General features: G+C 70.3%; 20 protein-coding genes. 5 read left to right on the top strand and 15 right to left on the bottom strand.

The window, feature by feature from the left end:
- Window positions 1–7: 7 nt before the first annotated feature.
- Entirely contained in the window at window positions 8–1,669 is a 1,662-nt protein-coding gene (locus JKL49_RS20065; protein ID WP_215343206.1) for a glycosyltransferase family 4 protein, read from the bottom strand.
- A 91-nt stretch (window positions 1,670–1,760) separates the two neighbouring features.
- Window positions 1,761–2,786, bottom strand: a complete 1,026-nt coding sequence (locus JKL49_RS20060; protein WP_215343205.1) for a P1 family peptidase — start codon at window positions 2,784–2,786, stop codon at window positions 1,761–1,763.
- Window positions 2,787–2,886: 100 nt separating this feature from the next.
- Here JKL49_RS20060 and JKL49_RS20055 point away from each other — a divergent pair, with 100 nt between their 5' ends.
- A complete protein-coding gene (locus tag JKL49_RS20055; protein ID WP_347340430.1) occupies window positions 2,887–4,593 on the top strand; it encodes a gamma-glutamyltransferase family protein in 1,707 nt (568 codons plus the stop codon).
- A 164-nt stretch (window positions 4,594–4,757) separates the two neighbouring features.
- Here JKL49_RS20055 and JKL49_RS20050 read toward each other — a convergent pair whose 3' ends face one another.
- The 4 genes from JKL49_RS20050 to JKL49_RS20035 all read right to left on the bottom strand — a co-directional run bounded on the left by JKL49_RS20050 (window position 4,758) and on the right by JKL49_RS20035 (window position 8,553).
- Window positions 4,758–6,242: a sensor histidine kinase gene (locus JKL49_RS20050; protein ID WP_215343203.1), complete on the bottom strand. Its 1,485-nt coding sequence runs from the start codon at window positions 6,240–6,242 to the stop codon at window positions 4,758–4,760.
- Between the two features lie 67 nt (window positions 6,243–6,309).
- A complete protein-coding gene (locus JKL49_RS20045; RefSeq protein ID WP_347340429.1) occupies window positions 6,310–7,350 on the bottom strand; it encodes a quinone-dependent dihydroorotate dehydrogenase in 1,041 nt (346 codons plus the stop codon).
- The gene (locus JKL49_RS20040; protein WP_215343202.1) at window positions 7,347–7,688 is read right to left on the bottom strand and encodes a DUF952 domain-containing protein; all 342 of its coding nucleotides are present in this window, start codon (window positions 7,686–7,688) and stop codon (window positions 7,347–7,349) included. The genes JKL49_RS20045 and JKL49_RS20040 overlap by 4 nt, the downstream gene beginning before the upstream one ends.
- A 373-nt stretch (window positions 7,689–8,061) precedes the next feature.
- Entirely contained in the window at window positions 8,062–8,553 is a 492-nt protein-coding gene (locus JKL49_RS20035) for a SixA phosphatase family protein (protein WP_215343201.1), read from the bottom strand.
- 111 nt (window positions 8,554–8,664) lie between these two features.
- Here JKL49_RS20035 and metX point away from each other — a divergent pair, with 111 nt between their 5' ends.
- Both metX and metW read left to right on the top strand, forming a co-directional pair.
- Entirely contained in the window at window positions 8,665–9,822 is a 1,158-nt protein-coding gene (metX, locus tag JKL49_RS20030) for a homoserine O-acetyltransferase MetX (protein ID WP_215343200.1), read from the top strand.
- Window positions 9,819–10,478: a methionine biosynthesis protein MetW gene (gene metW, locus JKL49_RS20025; RefSeq protein ID WP_215343199.1), complete on the top strand. Its 660-nt coding sequence runs from the start codon at window positions 9,819–9,821 to the stop codon at window positions 10,476–10,478. Before metX ends, metW begins: the two co-directional genes overlap by 4 nt.
- 162 nt (window positions 10,479–10,640) lie before the next feature.
- Here metW and JKL49_RS20020 read toward each other — a convergent pair whose 3' ends face one another.
- Complete coding sequence (locus tag JKL49_RS20020) at window positions 10,641–10,919, bottom strand: hypothetical protein (RefSeq protein ID WP_215343198.1); 279 nt, start codon at window positions 10,917–10,919, stop codon at window positions 10,641–10,643.
- Window positions 10,920–11,145: 226 nt separating this feature from the next.
- Complete coding sequence (locus JKL49_RS20015; protein WP_215343197.1) at window positions 11,146–12,768, bottom strand: NAD(P)/FAD-dependent oxidoreductase; 1,623 nt, start codon at window positions 12,766–12,768, stop codon at window positions 11,146–11,148.
- A gap of 149 nt (window positions 12,769–12,917) precedes the next feature.
- Between JKL49_RS20015 and rpiB the strand changes: the two genes are divergently transcribed.
- Window positions 12,918–13,370 carry a ribose 5-phosphate isomerase B gene (gene rpiB / locus JKL49_RS20010; protein ID WP_215343196.1) on the top strand — a complete coding sequence of 151 codons (453 nt, stop codon included), beginning with the start codon at window positions 12,918–12,920 and terminating at the stop codon, window positions 13,368–13,370.
- A gap of 17 nt (window positions 13,371–13,387) precedes the next feature.
- Here the strand turns inward: rpiB and JKL49_RS20005 are convergent, their stop codons facing one another.
- The 7 genes from JKL49_RS20005 to JKL49_RS19975 form a co-directional block, all read right to left on the bottom strand.
- Window positions 13,388–13,996 (bottom strand): flavodoxin family protein, encoded by a 609-nt coding sequence (locus tag JKL49_RS20005; RefSeq protein WP_215343195.1) that lies wholly within the window; start codon window positions 13,994–13,996, stop codon window positions 13,388–13,390.
- Window positions 13,997–14,231: 235 nt separating this feature from the next.
- Entirely contained in the window at window positions 14,232–15,323 is a 1,092-nt protein-coding gene (locus tag JKL49_RS20000) for an alpha/beta hydrolase (protein ID WP_249778356.1), read from the bottom strand.
- 506 nt (window positions 15,324–15,829) lie between these two features.
- Window positions 15,830–16,846, bottom strand: coding sequence for an SPFH domain-containing protein (locus tag JKL49_RS19995; protein ID WP_215343194.1), 1,017 nt, complete (start codon window positions 16,844–16,846; stop codon window positions 15,830–15,832).
- Complete coding sequence (locus JKL49_RS19990; protein WP_215343193.1) at window positions 16,830–17,090, bottom strand: hypothetical protein; 261 nt, start codon at window positions 17,088–17,090, stop codon at window positions 16,830–16,832. The genes JKL49_RS19995 and JKL49_RS19990 overlap by 17 nt, the downstream gene beginning before the upstream one ends.
- A 358-nt stretch (window positions 17,091–17,448) precedes the next feature.
- The gene (locus tag JKL49_RS19985) at window positions 17,449–17,898 is read right to left on the bottom strand and encodes a hypothetical protein (protein ID WP_249778355.1); all 450 of its coding nucleotides are present in this window, start codon (window positions 17,896–17,898) and stop codon (window positions 17,449–17,451) included.
- 334 nt (window positions 17,899–18,232) lie between these two features.
- The gene (locus JKL49_RS19980; protein ID WP_215343191.1) at window positions 18,233–18,577 is read right to left on the bottom strand and encodes a P-II family nitrogen regulator; all 345 of its coding nucleotides are present in this window, start codon (window positions 18,575–18,577) and stop codon (window positions 18,233–18,235) included.
- Window positions 18,578–18,625: 48 nt separating this feature from the next.
- On the bottom strand, window positions 18,626–19,414 hold the full coding sequence (locus JKL49_RS19975) for a class I SAM-dependent methyltransferase (RefSeq protein WP_215343190.1): 789 nt from the start codon (window positions 19,412–19,414) through the stop codon (window positions 18,626–18,628).
- 77 nt (window positions 19,415–19,491) lie between these two features.
- On the opposite strand from JKL49_RS19975, the gene gloB reads away from it, so the two are divergent.
- Window positions 19,492–20,238, top strand: a complete 747-nt coding sequence (gloB, locus tag JKL49_RS19970) for a hydroxyacylglutathione hydrolase (protein WP_215343189.1) — start codon at window positions 19,492–19,494, stop codon at window positions 20,236–20,238.
- Window positions 20,239–20,288 lie beyond the last annotated feature (50 nt).

Genomic DNA, 20,288 nt, shown 5'->3' with positions numbered 1-20,288 from the left:
CCGGCCTCTACAGCCAGTCCAGCATCCCCAGCTTGCACATCCACATCAGGCCCATCTGAACCGCCCGGCGGCGCTCCACCGGGAAGGTCAGCAGGACGTCCTTCACCGAGCGGGTCTCGGCGCCGAGCGCCGTCAGCACCGCGCCGCATTCCTGGGCCGTGCAGCGCCAGTTGCTGGCGAAGCGGTCGAGGTCCAGGCCTTGGGCCCGGTCGATGTCGGCCTGGCTCACCCCGGGCCGCACCCGCAGCAGGGTGTCGATGCTCTGAACGTCGGTGGGGAAGCCCGCGAAGTCACGGTTGGGATCGCCCTTCACCGGGTTGAACCGGCCCTGGGTGGTGTCGGGCGGCGAGGCCTGCCGGATCGCGGTCAGTTCGTCGGCCAGGGCGGCGTACTGGCGGGCCACCACCGGCCAGTCGAACACCTCGCACACGCGCCTGCGGCCGGCCTCCCCCATCCTGCGGCGCAGGTCGGGCGAGGCGATCAGGGCGGCGATGGCGGCGGCCGCACGGCCCACATGCACCGCCGTGTGCTGGGCCAGGCCGCCGACATAGAGCTGGTAGGACTCCAGGCCCAGGACATGCCGCTCGGCGGCCCCGACCCCGACGCCGCCGGGGGCGCCGCCCAGGGTCGGGATCAGGAACCCCTGCTCGCCGTCCTGCACCGTATAGCGGTAGCCGTCCCAGTCGCTGACCACCACCGGCAGGCCCGCGGCCATGGCCTCCACCGGGGTGATGCCGAAGGTCTCCTGGATGTTGTCCACCAGCGAGATGAAGATGTCCGAGCCGGCCCAGAACGATCCCACCCGGGCCTGGTCGTTGCCGTCCAGGAAGTGGACCGTGACCGAGGGCGCATAGGCCTGCGCCGCCGCCTGGTAGCGGGCGCGGTCCTGATCGCCATTGGGAAACCAGCCGACCATGGCGAAGTGGACCTTCACGCCGCTGGCCTGGGCCGCCTCCTCGATGGCGCGGAACATCGGCTGCGGCGCGGCCTTCTCGAAGAACGACAGCCGGCCCAGCCACAGCACCAGGATGTCGTCCTCGGCGATGGCCAGCTCCTCACGGACCTGGGCGCGGACCTGCGGCCGGTCGGCGCGCGCCGCGATGGCCGGCTGGTCGACGCCCAGCGGGATCAGCGGCAGGTAGGGCTTGGGGTTCTTCGCCCCGCCGAAGCGGTCGGCGAGGAAGCCCGACCACGCGTCGAACATCTGGTTGAGCGCGTCCTGTACCGAGGGCGAGGTGCAGATCAGGGCGTCCCAGGGCTGGATCGGCGAGGTGACGGCTGTCGCCATGTCGGCCCGCAGGGCGGGAGGGGCCAGAGTATGGACCAGGCCCATCAGGCTGTAGGCGCGGTCGCCCACGGCGCGCCGCCGCAGCCAGGAGATGTCCGACAGCGCCGGCGTGCCGCGTAGCATGACGCCCGACTGGGCGACCACCCCCTGGGCCAGCAGGCTGTTGCTGGTCAGGGCCGTGCCGCCGGGGGCGTCCCCCAGCAGGCCCTGGCGCAGATCGGCGTCGGAGATGCTGGCCTGGCTAAGGAAGGTGACCTGGTCGAAGCCGCCGTGCGCCGACAGCGCCCGGAACAGTTCCAGGTTGGCCACGTCCTTGCCGAACGGATTGTTGACCAGGTTGAACTGGCCCGACGGATGATAGATCGCCAGTCGCGACGCCAAAGGTCCGCCCCACATTCGCAAGGGCCGTTCCCGCCCGATCAGACGCGGGGAATACGATCTCCGGAGCGGCGCAGCAAGCCGCCGCCCGTGCTCAGAGGTCCCGCCAGCAGCGCACATCCGACCCCGGCCAGGGCGTCGCCTCATAGACCGCCCGGGCCACGGCGCGGGCCAGGCAGTCGGCGGCCAGGGCGCCGATGCGGGCGATGGTGAAGTCGCCCCCCTCCAGGGGCCGGCGGCCGGTGGAGAGCGCGAACACCACATCCCCGTCGAAGGGGGCGTGGACGGGCCGGATCGAACGGGCCAGGCCGTCCTGGGCCATGACCGCCACCCGCTTGGCCTGGGCGGGCGTCAGCACCACGTCGGTGGCGACGCAGGCGATGGTGGTGTTCATCCGCGCCTGGGGATCGGCCTTGGCCAGGCCCCAGACGTCAGGCTGGGCCGACAGCCCCGCGGAGCCCTGGCCCCCGAACTCACCGTCCATCTCGAAGGGCGCGGCCCAGAAGGATTTGTTGTCGCCCGACACCACCGAGCCGAAGCTGTTGACGCAGACCACCGCCCCCACCGCGATGCCGTCGGCGGCGAGGATCGAGGCCGAGCCGGTCCCGCCCTTCAGGGAGCCTGCCATGGCGCCGGTCCCGGCGCCCGCGGTCCCGAGTTGGAAGTCCAGGCCCGCGGCCTCGACGGCCTCCCGGCCCAGCCGGCGATAGGGCGGGTCCTCACCCCAATCCCGGTCGCCGCCGTTGGCGACGTCGTAAAGAATGGCGCCCGGAACCACCGGCGACTTGGGCACGCCTGGACGGTTCACCAGGCCGTAGCCCCGGCCCCGAGCCCCGAGCCAACTGACCACCCCATCGGCGGCGGCCAGGCCGTAGACCGAGCCCCCCGACAAGACGATGGCGTCGATGGCCTCCACCAGGTTCTCCGGCGCCAGCGCGTCGGTCTCCCGCGTGCCCGGCCCGCCGCCACGCACGTCGCAGGCCGCCACCGCCCGGTCGTCGGGCAGGATTACCGTGACCCCGGTGCGCAGGTTCAGGTCCTGGGCCTGGCCCACCATCAGGCCGGGCACATCGGTGATCAGGTTGCGCGTTCCAGGGGCGGCGGGGGGCTTTAGGTTCATGATCGAACCAGAAGCATGGCTTGGCGTTTGTTGTCCACGCGCGCCTCGCTATGCTGACGCCTCTCGCATTTCAGTCCCCTCATCTCCGCGTGGTCCATCCGTGTCGCAATTCAAGCGCCTGAGCATCGTCCTGCTGGCCACCCTGGCCAGCGCCTGCGCCTCCCTGAAGCCCGCCCCCTCGGCGCCCGCGCCCGGCGTCGGAACCGGCATGGTGGCGGCGGCCAATCCGCTGGCGGTGGAGGCGGGCGTCAACGTGCTGCGGCGGGGCGGTTCGGCGGTGGACGCCGCCGTCGCCGTCCAGGCCGTGCTGGGCCTCGTCGAGCCGCAGAGCTCGGGTCTCGGCGGCGGCGCCTTCATGACCTATTACGACGCCAAGACCCGCAAGGTGACCGCCTATAACGGCCGCGAGACGGCGCCGGCCGCCGCCACCGACGCCCTGTTCCTGGGCGCCGACGGCAAGCCCCTGCCCTTCGTCACCGCCCTGATGAGCGGCCGCTCCTCCGGCGTGCCCGGCGCTATCGCCATGCTCTCCCTGGCCCAGTCGCAGCACGGCAAGCTCGCCTGGAACAGCCTGTTCGGCGACGCCGAGAAGCTGGCCGACGACGGCTTCAAGGTCAGCCCGCGCCTGGCCGGCATGATCGTCGGCCGCTTCCCCCAGGCCAGCGCCCCGGACGCGGTGGCCTATTTCACCAACCCCGACGGGACCCGCATGAAGGCGGGCGACACCCTGAAAAACCCCGCCTACGCCGCCACCGTGCGCAAGGTCGCCGCCGAGGGCCCCAAGGCCCTGCTGGAAGGCCCGGTGGCCGATGCCATCGTCACCCGCCTGCACCAGGGCGACCTGCCCAGCACGATGACCCTCGCCGATCTCAAAGGCTACAAGCCCAAGGTCACGCCCGCCACCTGCCGCCCGTTCCGCATCTATGTGGTCTGCACCCCGCCGGCCCCCTCAGGCGGCCCCGCCGTGCTGGAGGCCCTGGGCATCCTGGAACACACCGACATCGCGTCCCATCCCAACGACGCCCAGGGCTGGTACCTGTTCTCCCAGGCCAGCCGGCTGATGTACGCCGACCGCGACCGTTACATGGGCGACCCCGATTTCGTGGACGTGCCGACCGCGGGCTTGCTGGACAGCGCCTATGACGCCAGCCGCGCGGCCCTCATCAACCCCGACAGGGCCGGCCCCGCCCCCGCCCCCGGCAAGCCCAAGGGCGCCGGCGTTCGCGCCCCCGACGCCACGGTGGAGCCGGGCGGCACCTCGCACATGGTCATCGTCGACGCGGCCGGGAACGCGGTCTCCATGACCACCACGGTGGAGAGCATCTTCGGCAACGGCCGGATGGTGAACGGCTTCTTCCTCAATAACCAGCTCACCGACTTCTCCTTCGCGCCCAAGGAGAAGGACGGCGTCCCCGCCGCCAACGCCGTGGCCGGCGGCAAGCGTCCGCGTTCGTCCATGGCTCCGGCCGTGGTGCTGGATCAGCAAGGCCGCTTCGTCGCCGCCCTCGGCTCCCCCGGCGGCTCGGCGATCCTGGCCTACAACCTCAAGGCCCTGGTGGCCTTCATCGACTGGAAGCTGCCCATCGACCAGGCCATCGCCCTGCCCAACCTGATCGCGCGGGGCGACAGCTACGCCTCCGAGCCCGCCAAGTTCCCGGCCGGCGTCGTGGAGGGTCTGGCCGCCAAGGGCGTGGTCCTCAGGACCGGCGGCGGCGAAGACTCCGGCCTGCACGGCATCGTCATGACGCCTGCCGGCCTGGTGGGCGCCGCCGACCCCCGCCGTGAGGGGATCGCGAAGGCGCCTTAGAGACAACAGCTCATCAATCGTCATCCCCGGGCTTGTCCCGGGGACCCATGATCTCCGCATCGCCGCAGGTCGCGCGGCCGACACCAGGGATGCTTGCTGAACCACGGAGGTCATGGGTGGCCGGGACAAGCCCGGCCATGACGATCAGAGGCGAGGTGAGGGAACTAGGAGCTCTTCGCCCTTACCCGCTTGGCCTTCCGCCGCGGCGGCGCGCCCGGTAACCGCAGCTCGAAGACCGAGCCCTGGTCGCCGGTCTGCGCCAACACCAGGTCGCCGCCGTGGCCCTGCGCCAGCTCGCGCGCGATCGCCAGGCCGAGCCCCGCGCCCCCGGGACGGCTGGACCCCGCGAAGGGCTGGAATATCCGATCCTGGGCGCGCTTCGACACCCCCGGCCCATTGTCGGAAAACCGGATCAGGGTCGCCCCATCCACCTGGCTCAGGGACACCGTGACCACCCCCGGCGCCGTGCGGCCGTCCTGCGCCTCGATGGCCTCGCGGGCGTTTCGCAGCAGGTTGGCGACGATGCGGTGCAGCTGGTCGGGGTCGGCGGTGACCTGGTCGGCGGGATCGATCTCGGCCTGCAGACGCACGCCATCGGCGGAGAGCCTGGCCTCCTCGGCGGCCATCTCCAGGGCCGGCGCGAAGGGCAGGGCGCCGATGTCGGGGGCCGCCTCCTGGGTCTTGCCATAGACCAGGACGTCGGTGGCCAGCTTCACGGCTCGGTCCAGGGCGCGCTCCAGGCGCGGCAGGGCCTGGGCCACCTTGGGGTCGCGCGACGCCGCCAGCCGCTCCGAGGCGATCTGGGCGCTGGTGAGCATGTTGCGCAGGTCGTGGTTGATCTTGGCCACGGCCTCCCCCAGGGCCGCGAGCCGGGCGCGGGAATTGAGCGCCACCCGCAGATCGGCCTGCATCAGATCCAGCTCCACCTCGGCGCGGCCGATCTCGTCGCGGCGGCCGGAGGGATCGAGGTGCGAGGCGGGGTCATCGGGATCGGCGCGGAACCGCTCCATGGCATGGGTGATCCGCTGCATCGGCCGCACCAGGAAGAAGGCCAGGGACAGATAGACCAGGATGCCGGCCATCAGTGAGACGAAGGCCATCACCAGCAGCAATTGCCACAGATACCGGGTCAGCTCGCGCTTCAGCACGGCGTCGGGGGCGACGATCTCGATGAAGTCGGCCTTGCGGATGCGCGGCTCGGCGATCACCCGCACCATCCGGCCCTCGCCGCCGCCCATCAAGGTCTGGAAGGGCGCCGACAGCCAGGAGACCGGCGCCTGGTCGCGCAGGTCCACCAGATAGGGCGCGCGCTCCAGCTTGGGTCCCTGCAGCACCAGGCGGCGCATGCCCTCGGTCTGGATCGCCACCCGCTGGACGCCGGCGCCCTCCAGCAGCTGGGCGGCCAGGGCCTCGCTCACCACCCGGTCGGGGGCGACGTCAGGGGCGATGGTGGCCAGTTCGGCGGCGCGCACCCGGTCCAGCAGCCACTGCTCCTCGAAGGCCGCCAGCGCCGGCGGCAGGACGAGCGCGCCCGCCGAGGCCACGAACAGGATGGTCAGGATCAGCAGACGCGCGGAGAGGCCGCCCGGCCAGAAGAACCGCCGTCTGGTTCGCCTCGGGGGCGCCTGAGGCTGAGGGGCGTCCGCCATGAACCTTTCCCCCTACTTCACCGTGGGGCTTTCGGCAACGCGACGTCTGTTCGCGTCACAGGGGAATCTATCGGTTTGCCCCCACGGCGGCGGCGACATTTGCAAAGCCGTCGGCCCGCAGGCGCTGGGCCAGGTCGGCCTTGATCCGCTGCACCAGGCCCGGCCCACCGAACACCATGGCGGAGTAGAGCTGCACCGCGCAGGCCCCCGCCCGGATGCGCGCATAGGCGTCGGCGCCCGAGGCGATCCCGCCCGCGCCGATCAGCGCCACCCGGCCCGCCGTGGCGGCATGGAACTCCCCCATCATCTGCTGGGCCAGAGCCTTCAGCGGCGCGCCCGACAGCCCGCCCGTCTCCCCCGCATGGCTTGAGCGCAGGTCCGGTCGGCCGATGGTGGTGTTGGAGACGATGATCCCGTTCAAGCCATTGGCGATCACCGTCTCGACGATGGCCTCGACCTCGCCGGCCTCCAGGTCGGGCGCGACCTTGAGGAACATGGGAACCTTGCCCTCAGCGGGGAGCCGGTCGCGGGTCTCGGCCAAGCGGCCAAGCAGCTCCTCGAGCGCCGCCTTGGTCTGCAGGGCGCGTAGGCCCGGCGTGTTGGGCGAGGAGATGTTGATGGTGAAGTACGACGCCAGGCCCCACAGCCGCGTCAGGCCGGTGACGTAGTCGCCGATCCGATCCTCAGCATCCTTGTTGGCGCCGATATTGGCCCCGATCACCCCAGGGCCACGCTTGCCCAGCCGCGCGGCGAAGGGCTCCAGCCCCTGATTGTTGAAGCCCATGCGGTTGATGACGCCCTGGTCTTCCGTCAGCCGGAAGAGACGCGGGCGCGGATTGCCGGCCTGGGGCAGCGGCGTGACCGTGCCGCACTCCACAAAGCCGAATCCCGCCGCCAGCATCGGCCCGAACACCTGGGCGTTCTTGTCGAAGCCGGGCGCCAGGCCCACGCAGTTGGGCAGGGCCAGCCCCGCCAAAGTGGTGGCCAGGATCGGGTCGTCGCGGCCCGCGCGCGGACCCAGGCCCATCTCCAGGCCCTTGAGGGTGACGCCGTGGGCGTCCTCCGGGTCCAGCACGCGCAGGACACGGGCGGCGAGGTCGTGGATCACGCGAGGTCTCCCAGCAGCGGCACGCCGTCAGGCCCCAGAGGCGCGTCGGTCACCGCCCGCACCTGCGCTGGCGTCAGGACGTCGTAGAGGTGCGGAAACAGGTCCCCGCCCCGCGAGGGCTCCCAACGCAGGTCGCCTCCCAGGTCGTCGGCCTCCACCTCCAGCACCACCAGGCCCGTGAGGTCCTTGAAGTAGCGCCGTCCGGTCTCGGCCGCCTGCGCCCCGGTGGAGAAGTGGATGAAGCCGTCGGCCAGGTCGACCGCCGAGCCGAGGAAACTCCCGGCGGCCTCGGCGGCGCTCCACTCGGCGCGGGTCAGGATCTTATAGATGCGGGTCATGAGGTCCGATGCGCAAAAGCGTGTCCTTCTCCCCTTGCGGGGTCGAGAGCGGCAGTTCGCCAAATCGTTGGCGAACTGCCTAGCCGGGCTTGAGTAGCCCGGCTCGCTCTCGACGGTGGCCCTGCGGAGCAGGGTCGGATGAGGGGTCGAAATGCCCATCCGGAAAAGCCGGACGTCATCCCGGCCGCAGCGAAGCGTAGGGCCGGGACCCAGGGGGGATTGCTCCGGCTCCTGGGTCCCGGATCGGCCTGGCGGCCGTCCGGGATGACGGCAGTTATTGTTCGGAAATGTCTGTGCGCCCCCTCATCCGACCGGTCTCCGACCGGCCACCTTCTCCCGCAAGGGGAGAAGGAAACGAATGCCCTTCCGCCCATCACCGCCCCGGGAAGAACAGGCCGTCATAGGACGGGCGGCCGGCGTGGTCGAAGAGGAACACCGCGGCCGCGGCCGTGGGAAAGCCGTTCTGGGCCTTGGCGATCAGGGCCGCTGGCGCCCCGCCCGCCTTGAGCATCTGGACGGCCAGGTCCTGCAGGCCCGGATTGTGCCCCACCACCATCACCGTGCCGCAGGTGGCGCCGGCGGCTTCCGCCAGCACCCGGACCCGTTCGGGCTCGGCGAGATAGAGGCTGTCCTCGAACCGCACCTGCGCCTTGGGGAAGGCCTTGCAGACCGCCTCCCAGGTGTCCCGCGTCCGCGCTGCGGCCGAGACCAGGGCCAGGTCGGGCGAAAAGCCCAGCTCGGCCAGGGTCTCGCCCATGGCGGCCGACGCCGCGATCCCGCGCCCGGCCAGCCGGCGGTCGAAATCGTCGCCGCTCGGGGCGTCGCGCTCGGCCTCGCCGTGCCGCAGGAGGATCAGCCGGTCCATGGTCTCTCCGTCGCCCCACCCATGCGTGGGATCACGCCCCGGTTCATAGCGGGCCTCGCCGCCGACGCGAAGCGGTTGACAGCGAAAGAGGTTGGCGGTCCAAGCGGGCTCATGAGCGACGTGCGCCAAGTCCCCCTCGCCACCCCCACCGACGGCGGGACCTGGAGGTCGCCGGCCGACCGTCCGCTGCGCCTGGATTCCGGCGCGGTCCTGGCCCCTCTGGAGATGGCCTACCGCACCTACGGGACGCTGAACGCCGACAAGTCCAACGCCGTCCTGATCTGCCATGCCCTGACCGGCGACCAGTATGTGGCCTCCACCCATCCGGTGACCGGCAAGCCCGGCTGGTGGACCACGGTGGTGGGAGCGGGCCTGCCGCTGGACCCCGAGCGCTACTTCATCATCTGCCCCAATGTCATCGGCGGCTGCATGGGCTCCACCGGTCCCGCCTCCCCCGATCCCACCACCGGCAAGCCCTATGGCCTGGCCTTTCCGATGATCACCATCGCCGACATGGTCCGCGCCCAGGCCATGTTGGTGGCCTCCTTCGGGATCGAAACCCTGTTTTCCGTGGTCGGCACCTCCATGGGTGGGATGCAGGTCCTGCAGTGGGCCGCCGACTACCCGGAGCGGCTGTTCTCGGCCATCGTGGTGGCCGCCGCCGCCCGCCATTCGGCCCAGAACATCGCCTTCCACGAGGTGGGCCGCCAGGCGATCATGGCCGACCCCGACTGGCGGGGCGGCGCCTACGAGCTTGAGGGCGTGCGACCGGAAAAGGGCCTGGCCGTGGCCCGCATGGCCGCCCACATCACCTATCTTTCGGAGACCGCCCTGCAGCGGAAGTTCGGCCGCGAACTGCAGCGCGACGGCCTGTCCTGGGGCTTCGACGCCGACTTCCAGGTGGAGAGCTATCTGCGCCACCAGGGCGCCAGCTTCGTCGATCGTTTCGACGCCAACTCCTATCTCTACATCACCCGCGCCCTGGACTATTTCGACCTGGCCGCCAGCCACGGCGGGGTGCTGGCTAACGCCTTCCTGCGGGCCCGAAACGTACGGTTCTGCGTGCTGTCCTTCTCCTCGGACTGGCTCTACGCCACCGCCGAAAGCCGCGACATCGTGCGGGCTTTGAACGCCGCCGGCTGCCGCGCCAGCTTTGCCGAGATCACCACCGACAAGGGCCACGACGCCATCTTCCTGGAGGAGCCGAACCTGGACTCAGCCCTGCGCGGCTTCCTCGCCTCGGCCGCCGAGAAGCGGGGTTTGGCGTGAAGACCACCCGCGAGGACTTCAAGGAGATCCTGCGCCTGGTGCGCCCAGGCTCCCGCGTGCTCGACGTCGGCTGCGGCGAGGGCGAGCTGCTGGAGCTGCTGACCCGGGAAAAGGGCGTCGACGGCCAGGGCCTGGAAATCTCCAGCGCCGGCGTCTCGGCCTGCCTGGCCCGCGGCCTGGCGGTGGTGCAGGGTGACGGCGACCGCGACCTCGATCACTTCCCCACCCAGGCCTTCGACTACGCCATCCTGTCCAAGACCCTGCAGCAGATGCGCGAGCCCCGCCACGTGCTCAACGAGCTGCTGCGCATCGCCGACCGGGCGGTGGTGTCGCTCCCCAATTTCGGCCAGTGGCGGGTGCGCTGGTCGCTGATGGTCCAGGGCCGTATGCCCGAGACCAAGGCCTTGCCCGAGCCCTGGTGGTCGACGCCGAACATCCACCTCTGCACCCTGCACGACTTCACCGCACTCTGTGACGACCTGGATCTGCGGATCGAGGCCTGCTCGGCGCTGAACGCCGGCAAGCCCGCACGGCCCATCGACCCGACCCGGGCGCTGGAGAACTGGCGATCGGAGACCGCGCTCTTCCTGCTGAGCCGCAAAGGCGCCGCCGAGGCCGCCGCGCCGGCGGGAAACGGCGAACTCTTCCCAAAATAACCCTCCCGCTCGCCCTGGCGTGAGCCAGGGTCCGGATCATCGGCTGGGGGGCGCCGGATCCCAGAGGTCTGGGATGAGGGTCCGGGGGGGAAACTCGGGTCGTGGGACAGCCTGAAGTGGGTACCGGTTCAGGCGCCCGTCACGCGACAAACATAAAAGGGATTAGGACAGCCACCGCGGCTGGGGCCGCCCGGCGGCGGCCATCAGGCTTATCAGCGCCATGGCCCCTTCGAACAGGCACAGCACGGCGATGATCACGACCGGGGTCTCGCCGATCGCCAGGGGGTCCAGGGCCACCAGCACCCCGCCCGCGATCAGGCACAGGACCGAGCCCACGAAGGCGACCTTCGACCGCCAGAGGGGCGGCTTTCCGGCGGTGTGGCGGGCGATGCAGACGAGGACGGCGGCCAGGGCCAGCAGTCCTCCGGCGAGGTGGGTCATATAAGCGCCCCTCTAGAACACCATACGGGCGACGATACGCGCGTCCTGGGCCGCATCGTCGTCACAGGCGGCTCCGCCGCCTTCCGGCGCGGAGTCGACCTATGCACTCTGGCCTCGAAGGGCCAAACCTACAACCGCTCCGCCGCCCGAGAGTTCCGGCGATGGCGAAGACCGAGCCCACCGACCCTAGAGCGGTTTCCGAACAGTGGGGACCGGGTTAGGACGCTCAGGCCTCCCCCACCATCGCCCGCGCCACCGCCTCGGCCACCTTGATGCCGTCTATAGCCGCCGAGAGGATGCCGCCGGCATAGCCCGCCCCCTCGCCGGCCGGGAACAGGCCCGCCAGGGTCAGGCTCTGGAAATCCGCCCCCCGGGTGATGCGGATCGGCGCGGAGGTCCGCGTCTCCACCCCGGTCAGCAGGGCGTCGGGATCGTCATAGCGCGGGATCTTGCGGCCGAAGACCGGCAGGGCCTCGCGCATCGCCGCGCTCACATAGTCCGGCATCAGGGCGGCCAGGTCGGTCGCCCGTACACCCGGCTTGTAGCTCGGCTCGACGCTGCCAAGGTCGGTTGACGCCCGCCCGGCCAGGAAGTCCCCCACCCGCTGCCCCGGCGCGAAATAGCCGCCGCCGCCGGCCGTGAAGGCCGCGCTCTCCAGCGCCTCCTGCAGGGCGATGCCGGCCAGGGGATGGTCGCTGCCATAGTCGGCGGGATCGATCCCCACCACGAAGCCGGAATTGGCGTTCCGCTCGTTGCGCGAATACTGGCTCATGCCGTTGGTGACCACCCGGCCGGGCTCCGAGGTCGCCGCCACCACCGTGCCCCCCGGGCACATGCAGAAGCTGTAGACCGTCCGCCCGTTCGTGCAGTGGTGCGACAGCGAGTAGGAGGCCGCCCCCAGGTCCGGGTGCCCGGCGCAGGGCCCAAACAGCGCCTTGTCGATCCAGGACTGCGGATGCTCGATGCGGAAGCCGATGGAGAACGGCTTGGCCTCGATATGGACGCCGCGGTCGTGGAGCATCGCGAAGGTGTCGCGCGACGAATGGCCCACCGCCAGCACCACCTGCTCGGCGGCGATGCGCTCACCGCCCTTCAGGCGCAGGCCCGCCACGCGCCGCCCGCCGCCGGGCGCAGGCTCGATCTCCACATCGGTCACCTGATGGCCGAACCGGTACTCCCCGCCCAGGGCCTCGATCTTGGCCCGCATGGCCTCCACCATGGTCACCAGGCGGAAGGTGCCGATGTGCGGGTGCGCCTCGGTGAGGATCTGCGCCGGCGCGCCGGCCTCCACGAACTCGGTCAGCACCTTGCGGCCCAGGTGGCGCGGGTCCTTGACCTGGCTGTAGAGCTTGCCGTCGGAGAAGGTCCCGGCCCCGCCCTCGCCGAACTGGACGTTGGACTCCGGGTCCAGTTCGCCGCGCCGCCACAGGCCCCAGGTGTCTTTCGTCCGTTCACGGACGGACTTGCCGCGATCCAGGATGATGGGACGAAATCCCATCTCCGCCAGGATCAGCCCGGCGAACAGGCCGCAGGGCCCGGCCCCGATCACCACAGGCCGCGGGCCGCCGCTGGCCGGCGCCCTGGCCACGAACCGGTAGCCGGTGTCTGGCGTCGGCCGCAAATGCGGGTCGCCAGCCAACCGCGCCACCACCGCCGCCTCGTCGGCGAGCTCGACGTCGACGATATAGACCTTGAGAATCGCCGCCTTCTTGCGCGCGTCGTGGGCCCGCTTCCACACCGACCAGGAGACGATATCGCCCGGAGCGACCCCCAGCCGCGCGGCGATCGCCGCCGGCAGGGCGTCCGCCTCGTGGTCAAGGGGCAGCTTGAGTTCCGAAATCCGCAACATGGCGGTTCTCTACCCGCTCCTGGCCGCCCGCGCACCTGTGCGGCGCCGGCCCCGCGCGGCCGGAAGGGGTTCTTGTCCGCCCGCCGTCAGTGTAATCCCCCGCCCAGGCGGCAGGCCGAGCCGCCAGATCGCCTTGGGACGCCGCCGCCATGACCGCCAACCGCCGCATCGTCCTGACCAGCGACCACACCGCCATCGCCCTGCGGCAGACCCTCGCCGCCCACATCGCGGCCCTGGGGTGGGAGGTGGTGGACATCGGACCGACGAGCCCCGAGAGCATCCCCTATCCTGCGCAGGGCGCGGCCGCCGCGCGCCGTGTCGCGTCGGGGGATTGCCGGTTCGGCGTCATCCTGTGCGGCACCGGCCAGGGCATCATGATGGCCGCCAACAAGATCAAGGGAATCCGCTGCGGCGTCTGCGCCGACACCTTCTCGGCCCGCATGATCCGCCGGCACAACGACGCCAACATGCTGTCGATGGGCGCGCGGGTGGTGGGCGAAGGCCTGGCGCTCGATATCGTCGACGCCTTCCTGACCGCCCCCTTCGACGGCGGCCGCCATGCCCCCCGGGTGGCGATGATCACGGCGCTGGAAGGCCCATGATCTCTGGCTGAGGGGCCCTAGCCCGGATAGGGCTTGGCCTTGAGCAGGCCCGCCAGATGGGCGGCGTTGCCGGCCACCATCCTGGCGGTCTGTGCGACCTTCTTGGGAGTGGCCTTCAGGTCCTTGAAGTCCACCGAGCCCATGGCCTCCCCGACCCAGTAGCAGCCGGCCACCGCCGGCAGGGTCCAGCCGGTGTCGTTCAGGCTCTGGGCGATCTCGGCGAAGCTGTGGTGCGCCCCGTCCTCATTGCCGACAATGGCCACCACCGCGACCTTGGAATAGGAGGGCATCCGTCCCTGCTTGTCGGTCTCGCCCAGGAAGGCGTCCATCCGCTCCAGCACCCGCTTGGCGACGCTGGACGGCTGCCCCATCCAGATCGGTGTGCCAAAGATCAGGATGTCAGCGGCGAGGATCTTCGTCCGCACGCCGGGCCATTCATCCCCGTCGCCCTCGTCCGAACTGACCCCGGGCGCGATGTTCAGCGCCGCGATCCGGATCGGATCGGCGACCTCGACCTCAAGGGCTCCAAACTCTTTCGCCAGCAGGGCGATCATGGCGTCGGTCGAGCTCGCCTTGGTGGCGTCCCCTTTCAGGGTGCAATTGATCGGCTGGGCGCGGAGTTTCATGGGTCACCTCATTGGTGAACCCACAAGCGCCGGGGCGACGGGGGGTTCCCTCTGCACCCTTGCGAACGGCGCCCCGTGGGGCGAGGCTGGAGCCTGACCCACGCGCCCCGCCTGCGCCACGCCGTCCAGGCGCTGTCACCTTCGCCGACGCCGAAACCGCGGCCGAGCGCCTGTGCGAGGCCTATTCCCACGGGCGCCTGGCCGTCTCCGACGATCGCCAGCGGGCGACGTCAGGTCATGCGGGGGACAGACCGAAGGCGGCCTTGAGTTTGTCGGCCGCGTAGGTCTCCGCCGCCTTGGCGTCGGCGACCACCGAACCCATTCCAAAGAATTCGTGGGTGACGCCGGCGTATTCCTTCACGTCGACGGTCACGCCGGCGGCCTTCAGTCTGTCAGCGAGGTGCGCGCCGTCATCATGCAACGGGTCGATTTCCGCCAGGATAATCGTGGTCGGCGGCAGGCCGTCGAGCTTGGCCGACACCAGGTTGAGGCGCGAATCGCTCGCCTGATCGCTCGAGGTCAGGGTGTGCTTGAAGAACCAGGCCAGCATCGGGGTGTTCAGCGGCTTGGCCGCGGTGAAGGCTTTTTTCGAGGCGGTCTCCATGGAGGTGTCGGCCACTGGATAGACGGCCACGACAGCCAGCGGCTTGGGCCAGCCCTTGTCGCGCGCGGTCATGGCGACCGTCATCGCCATGTTGCCGCCGGCGCTTTCGCCCACGATGGCCAGCTTCTTAGGATCACCGCCCCACTTTGCGGCGTTGGCGACGACCCACTGATAGGCGGCGTTGGCGTCATCGTGGGCGGCCGGGAATTTGGCTTCCGGCGCATGGCGGTATTCGATGGAGACCACGATCGCGTTGGCCAGCTTGGCCAGGGCGCGGGGACCGGCGTCATAGACGTCGATGTCGGCGATCACCCAGCCGCCGCCGTGAATGTAGAGAACCACGGGCAGCGGACCCTTGGCGCCGGTGGGCCTGTAGACGCGCGCCTTCTGCAGACCCGCGCCCGCCGGGTAGGTCACATCCTTGGTGGTGACGGCGGGGTCGGCGGCGGTGCTCATGCCCTGCTTGATCATGAGCGCCTTGACCGCGTCGGCGGGCGTCGGCTGCTTGCGGGCTTCCGCCGGTTCGAGGGTCTCGATGGGCTTGCCGCCCAGCGCCGCCAACTGGTCGAGCACAGCCTGCATGTCGGCGTCGGCGGTGGGCGCCGCGGCGGCCAGGGGCGTGGCGGGGACCGCCTCGGTGGTCTTGGGCGCGCAACCCGCCCCCGTCAGAGCCAGAATGGAAGCGGCGCCGAGCATGGCGAAGGCGGCGGAAGAGCGGACCATGGATGTTTCCCGGGGCGAGCCGCTGTCTGCACGGCGCTAATGATCTCCAGCCAACGGAGGCCCGTCCGTCAGGTTCCAAACCTCGTCATTTGCTTAGCTACGGAAATACGAGGACAGCAGCGCCATTCCCCAGATCAGAGCCGGGCTGGCTTCTATTCAAAAATTACGGTGACGCGTTATAAATTGCTCAAATTGAGCCTGGCATGAGCAGGGAATCCACCCTATCCGCTCATCCCGGCGCAGGCCGGGACCCAGATTCATCCCGAGCGGCTAGAGGTCATCGACGGTCGAGTTGCGGCTTCGCGACGTGGATTTCACCTGGGTCCCGGCCTTCGCCGGGATGAGCGGTGGAGGCCTACCCCGCGATCGCCGCCGCATCCCGATCGCCGGATTACGGTGACGCGTTATCAATTGCACGTCATCCGGGATTGCGGCGACAGCGCCCTGCGCGCGCGGACGGTCCAGACGCGGGTCCGGACGATTTGTCCGCAGTCACCTTAAACCCCTCACCTCGGCGCCGTCGGCACCAGACCCCACGCGCCCTGGCCCAGGATGCAGGTGGTGGCCTTGGGCGGGCACAGGCCCTGCGAGCGCTCGGCGTAGATCTGCTCGATGATCTCCGGATTGGCCCGCAGCGCCTCCCCCCGCAGCCGCGTGCTTTCGGCGATGCCGCGCGCCGTCTCGATCTGGGCGGCGGCGTTGGCCTCGGCCTCGGCCTTCCGCTGCTGCGCCGCCAGGGTCCGCTGCTCGGTCTCGGTGCGCGCCTTGATGGCGTTGGTGATGGCGTCGGGATAGCGGATGGTCCCCACCCACTGCAGGTCGGAGATCTCCACCCCCTCGGCGGCCCACTTGGCCCGCAGCGGCGCGAAGGCCTTCTGCAGCACCGCCTGGCGCCCGGCGCCCATCAGCGACCCCGTGCACTCCGAAGGCGCGGGGGTCGGCGCGCCGCCGGGCGCGGCGCTGGGCTGATTGAGGTTGCAGGACACCGGCACCTTCTCGGTCTCGCGGGAGAGGAAGGAGCGGGTGTCATTGCGGATCGGACCGTCGATCAGGTCATCGAAGTTCAGCCGGTACTTGGCGAAGATCTCGGCGGCCCGGTTGTCCTGCACCTTGATGGTCAGTTGCACGTCAGCGGTCATCGGCAGGCCGGTCTGGTCGGCGAAGGCGATCTCCTCGTTCTCCTTGCCGTCGCTGTTGGCCTCGCGGGTGAAGGAATAGATGCGCTGGCGGGTCGAGTACTTGATGATCTGCTCGCCGATCCCGCGCCAGTGCCATCCAGGACGCAGCTCGGTCGGCTGCACCCCGGCGTTTGCGCCGAAGGTCTTGTTGAGGATCCCCACCTCGCCCGACTGGATGGTGGTGGAGTGGCTCAGCACCGTGCAGCCCGACACCAGCAGAAACAGCGCAAGGCCCCCGACCGCGCCGAAGAACTTGATGCGCCGGGTCCACTGCTGGCGGGCTTCCGCCGCCGCAGCCTTGCGCTCAGCCTCACGCTCCTCGCGTTCCTCAATCAGGTTCGGCATGGTTCCCCTCAATCTTGACGCCGCTACTGCCCCGCAGCCGCCGCGCGACCAGCCGCACCCACCAGGCGGTGAAGGCCACCAGCAGCCCGGCCACTGCCAGGCCCGCCAGCGACGCCACCAGGGTGCCGCCTTCGAAATGCGCCTCGAGGATGGCCGGTATGATCACCCGGAAGGCGATCACCCCGAACAGCAGCGAAAACGCCAGTCCGCAGACCGCCAGCACCGCCGCTTTGAATTCAGGCATGGCTCCCCCTCGCGCAACCCAGGCTAGCATCGCGCCGCCGGCTCAAGCTAGGCCTTAGCGCAAGCTAGGCCTTAGAGGGTGTCCACTCGGAATGCCCCGACGGATGCGCCCTTGAGGCCGCCGCCGTCGCGGTCGAGGCTGAGTCCATGACCCCGGTCCCCTGACCCCTCGCCTCGGCCAGGGAGACCCGTTGCCGAGCCGCGCGTCGCCTGCCAGGGTCGGGGATGCACCGCGCCTTGTTCGCCACCGCCCTCCTGGCCCTGACGCCTTGGTCGTCCGTCGACGCGCAAGCGCCGGCGGGCCCCCGTCGTCTGGCCGAGGCCTATGTGGATTAGGTGACATGATATCAATTGCAAAATTATCCTGTAGCCAGCGGCGCCACCAGCAGCCGCTCGACATCGTCGGGCAGCACGGTGCGCCGTTCAAGCCGTGGCCAAAGCACTAGGGGCGGCGCCAGGGTGAGGTCTGGTGGAAGGGTCAGGATATCGAGGTCATCGCAAAGGTGGTCGCGCCCTCCGCAGGTGCGGGCATGGCAGGCCACCCGCAGATGGCATTCTCGAAAGCCACAGATACGGCCGATGTAGCGACCGTCCGGCCGGCAAAGGAAGATGTCGGCGCCCAGATTGATGCTCCCGGCCTTGCCCTTCAGGCGCCGCCCAGCGCGGGCCACCGGTCCCAACTCGGCGGCGTCCTCAAGGGTGACAAGGACGTCGGCATCCTTGGGGACAGGCTTGCAGGTGGCGAGGGAGCCGACAAGCGCGATGCGGAGGACGCCGGGGCAGGCCGACGCCGATCTCGCGAACGCCAAGACCTCCCCCAGGAGGACGGCTCGGGGGTTCGCGACAGAGGGCCTGGGTGCGAAGAACTTCCGGCTCATGCCACCCTATTGGCCGCGAATGGCGGCCGGAGACAAGCTGATCGCTAACGCGAATTGCGATGACCGCGCCCTCGGACTTGCGGTGACACGGCGTGAAATCGGCGAGGCCTCGGGAGTGGCCAGCCGTTCGTGGGGTTCCTAGTCTTCCCGCCGTGACACCGGCGCGGCGGAACAGAATTGACGACGACCCGTCGGGGCGTGCGACCCCTCATCCGACCCTGCTCCGCAGGGCCACCTTCTCCCGCAAGGGGAGAAGGACGTTGGATCACCCCGCGATCGCCGCCGCGTCCCTATCGCCGGTGCGGATGCGCAGGGCCTGTTCCAGGTCCAGCACGAAGACCTTGCCGTCGCCGATCTTGCCGGTGTTGGCGGTGCGGGAGACGGCCTCGATGACGCGCTCGGCGATGTCGTCGGGGACGGCGATCTCCAGCTTGACCTTGGGCAGCAGCTTCACCTCGTACTCGGCGCCGCGATAGACCTCGGTCTTGCCCCGCTGGCGGCCGTAGCCGCGCACCTCGGTGACGGTCAGGCCCGAGGCGCCGGCCTCGGTGACGGCGTCCAGCACCGCGTCGAGGCGGCTGGGCTTGATGATCGCGACGATCATTTTCATGGGCGGAACTCCGGCTGGGCCGTCTCAGGGCGACCGCTGGACCCCAAGCTAGGGCGAACCGCGGCCCGCTCCAAGGGGGACCCTAATCAGTTTGCCGTGGGCCCGCGAAACAGGCGCCCTGCCGGCCGGCAGGGGATTGAGCGCCGGGACCGCCACGCGGACCCGGGCGCGGTGGGCGCGGGGCTTGACGGCGAAGGTCTGTTTCACCGCCTCCATCAGCACCAGGCCGGCAAACCCCGGCCACAGCCGCGAGCCCGCCTGTTCGAACCCCTCGGCCCAGCCGGCCATCCAGGGGATCGGCGGCACATAGAGGGCCCGCGTCCAGCCCGACGGCTCCAGCTCGGCCTCGCGCAGCAGTTCGGCCAGCTGGCTGCGCGTATAGGGGCGGCCGTGGCCGAAGGGAGTGGCCTCGGCGTTGGCCCACAGGCCGTTGCGCGCGGCTGTCACCACGATCACCCGGCCGGAGGGCGACAGCACCCGCCAGACCTCCCGCAGCAGGCCCACTGGGTCGGGGCTCTCCTCCAGGGCGTGGACCGCCAGGATGCGGTCGAAGAAGGCGTTCTGGAACGGCAGGGCGTCCTCGGCGGTCAGGGCTGCGAGATTGCGCTCGCCCGCCGGCCAGACCTCCACCCCCTGCTGGGCCGGCATGGCCGCCACCACCCGGCGCGCCGTGGGCCGCAGGGATCCCAGGAACGGCGTGGCGTAGCCGAGGCCGAGGATATCCAGGCCATGGCCGTCGCCCCAGGTCTCCAGCACCTTGCGCGCCGTCATCTCGCGCGCCGCCCGCCCCAGCTTGGAGGCGTAGAACTGGCGGAGCTCGAGGACGTCGCGGCGCATGGCCTGAACTTAGGGCGGCCCTCGACTTATCGCGACCCCCAACCTAAATCCGCAGGGTCCCTTCAGGAGGAAAGCCCATGTCGGTCACCATCCACCAGTTCCCCTGCCTGTCGGACAATTACGGCTTCCTGGTGCGCGACGACGCCACCGGCCTGGCCGCCTGCATCGACACCCCGGACGCCGCCGCCATCCTGGCCGAGCTGGCCAAGCTGGGCTGGAAGCTCGATCTGATCCTCAACACCCACTGGCACCCCGATCACGCCGGCGGCAATGCGGCGATCCAGGCGGCCACCGGCGCCACGGTCGTGGGGCCCGCCGAGGTGGAGCGGCTGTCCCCCGTCGACCGCAAGGTGGCCGGGGGCGACCGCGTGAAGCTGGGGGAGACCACCTTCGAGGTGATCGAGTCCGGCGGCCACACGCTGGGCCACATCGCCTTCTATGACGCGGCCGACCATGTGGCTTTCGTCGGCGACACCCTGTTCGCGCTTGGCTGCGGCCGGCTGTTCGAGGGCACGGCGGCGCAGATGTGGGACAGCCTCTCGCGGCTGACCGCCCTGCCCGACGACACCGCCGTCTACTGCGCCCACGAATATACCGCCTCAAACGCCCTCTTCGCGCTGTCGGTGGACGCAAGCCCGGACCTGAAGGCCCGCACCGACGCCATCTTCGCGGCCCGGGCGCGGGGCGAGTGGACCGTCCCCACCACCATCGGCCTGGAGAAGGCCACCAACCCCTTCCTGCGCGCCCCGGTCCTGAACCCCGGCATGGCGCCGCACGAGGCCTTCGGCGCGGTGCGCGCGGCCAAGGACAGCTTCAAGGGATAGCGTGGGACCTCAACGGTCACCTGTTGGCCAATGTCGGTCGGCCGAGGTCC

This window comes from Phenylobacterium glaciei (assembly GCF_016772415.1).
GTDB lineage: Bacteria > Pseudomonadota > Alphaproteobacteria > Caulobacterales > Caulobacteraceae > Phenylobacterium > Phenylobacterium glaciei.
This window is presented reverse-complemented; position numbering and strand designations above follow the sequence as displayed.

Excerpts from the sequence above, each read along its gene's own strand:
- JKL49_RS20060 (WP_215343205.1), bottom strand. The coding sequence starts at position 2,786 with ATGAACCTAAAGCCCCCCGCCGCCCCTGGAACGCGCAACCTGATCACC.
- JKL49_RS20050 (WP_215343203.1), bottom strand. The coding sequence starts at position 6,242 with ATGGCGGACGCCCCTCAGCCTCAGGCGCCCCCGAGGCGAACCAGACGG.
- JKL49_RS20040 (WP_215343202.1), bottom strand. The coding sequence starts at position 7,688 with ATGACCCGCATCTATAAGATCCTGACCCGCGCCGAGTGGAGCGCCGCC.
- JKL49_RS20035 (WP_215343201.1), bottom strand. The coding sequence starts at position 8,553 with ATGGACCGGCTGATCCTCCTGCGGCACGGCGAGGCCGAGCGCGACGCC.
- metX (WP_215343200.1), top strand. The coding sequence starts at position 8,665 with ATGAGCGACGTGCGCCAAGTCCCCCTCGCCACCCCCACCGACGGCGGG.
- JKL49_RS20020 (WP_215343198.1), bottom strand. The coding sequence starts at position 10,919 with ATGACCCACCTCGCCGGAGGACTGCTGGCCCTGGCCGCCGTCCTCGTC.
- JKL49_RS20015 (WP_215343197.1), bottom strand. The coding sequence starts at position 12,768 with ATGTTGCGGATTTCGGAACTCAAGCTGCCCCTTGACCACGAGGCGGAC.
- rpiB (WP_215343196.1), top strand. The coding sequence starts at position 12,918 with ATGACCGCCAACCGCCGCATCGTCCTGACCAGCGACCACACCGCCATC.
- JKL49_RS20005 (WP_215343195.1), bottom strand. The coding sequence starts at position 13,996 with ATGAAACTCCGCGCCCAGCCGATCAATTGCACCCTGAAAGGGGACGCC.
- JKL49_RS20000 (WP_249778356.1), bottom strand. The coding sequence starts at position 15,323 with ATGGTCCGCTCTTCCGCCGCCTTCGCCATGCTCGGCGCCGCTTCCATT.
- JKL49_RS19995 (WP_215343194.1), bottom strand. The coding sequence starts at position 16,846 with ATGCCGAACCTGATTGAGGAACGCGAGGAGCGTGAGGCTGAGCGCAAG.
- JKL49_RS19990 (WP_215343193.1), bottom strand. The coding sequence starts at position 17,090 with ATGCCTGAATTCAAAGCGGCGGTGCTGGCGGTCTGCGGACTGGCGTTT.
- JKL49_RS19980 (WP_215343191.1), bottom strand. The coding sequence starts at position 18,577 with ATGAAAATGATCGTCGCGATCATCAAGCCCAGCCGCCTCGACGCGGTG.
- JKL49_RS19975 (WP_215343190.1), bottom strand. The coding sequence starts at position 19,414 with ATGCGCCGCGACGTCCTCGAGCTCCGCCAGTTCTACGCCTCCAAGCTG.
- gloB (WP_215343189.1), top strand. The coding sequence starts at position 19,492 with ATGTCGGTCACCATCCACCAGTTCCCCTGCCTGTCGGACAATTACGGC.